At 66.6% G+C, this 464-nt stretch carries 1 pseudogene; it reads right to left on the bottom strand.

The features are described from left to right. Window positions 1-26: 26 nt before the first annotated feature. A pseudogene (locus IFT45_RS16675) lies at window positions 27-464 on the bottom strand (hypothetical protein); the annotation flags it as partial.

A 464-nucleotide genomic window follows, 5' to 3' on the forward strand; every position in this document is an offset into this window, starting at 1 on the left:
CCTGACAGCGGACGGCCTCGATGTCGTCACCAGGATGCGGGTAGCGGTTTTCCCGGTGCGGGTGGGTGTTGGACGAGGGTGAGTGTGTCGTCGAGGTCGATGTGCCCGGGGAAGTTGTACCTCGCGAATTTGCCGCTGGGGTCGTGTATCGAGGTGGGCATCGTGATGGTGGTGCGTCGGATTGCCTCGGCGAGGACCTGTGTGGATTCGGTGTCCAGGCGTGGGCCTTTGCGGGTGCGGAGGATGATCTCGACGCGCGCGTTCTTGGCGAAGAGGCGGAGCGTGAGGATCTCCGACTGCGTCGCTGGGTCAGACGGGATCAGGGCGCTGTCGATGGTGTTCAGGGCCAGGGTGCGGCGGCCGGCTCGGAGCTCGTCCGTGTCGAGGTTCACCCAGGGTTGCGGGTAGCGGGTGTTCCGGATGAGCGTGGCCGCGACCACGAGAACGCCTGCGGTCAGGGCGCC

Source organism: Frigoribacterium sp. CFBP 13707 (assembly GCF_014842245.1).
In the GTDB taxonomy this organism is placed as follows: domain Bacteria; phylum Actinomycetota; class Actinomycetes; order Actinomycetales; family Microbacteriaceae; genus Frigoribacterium; species Frigoribacterium endophyticum.